This window comes from Bacillus sp. Medicinal_06 (assembly GCF_056711665.1).
Genome location: NZ_JBWYHD010000097.1, coordinates 1 through 252 on the forward strand (window position 1 = coordinate 1; position 252 = coordinate 252).

1 protein-coding gene is annotated in these 252 nt (G+C 35.3%); it reads left to right on the forward strand.

The genetic code is table 11. From position 1 onward, the window contains the following. Window positions 1-47: 47 nt before the first annotated feature. The coding region (locus tag AC1M36_RS28665; RefSeq protein WP_479846535.1) for a helix-turn-helix domain-containing protein at window positions 48-252 on the forward strand (205 nt) is incomplete at its 3' end.

Genomic DNA, 252 nt, shown 5'->3' on the forward strand with positions numbered 1-252 from the left:
TTTTTAGTATACTGTAGGTATCCTACGAAAAAAGTGAGGTGCAACCCATGTTAGTAAATAAGGCATATAAATTTCGTATCTATCCAAATAAGGTACAAGAAATATTAATTGCTAAAACCATTGGGTGCAGTCGCTTTGTATTTAACCATTTTCTTGCTCTCTGGAATGACACCTATAAAGAGACAGGAAAAGGATTAACCTATCCTTCTTGCTCTGCCGAGCTTACTCAATTAAAAAAGCAACAGGATACAC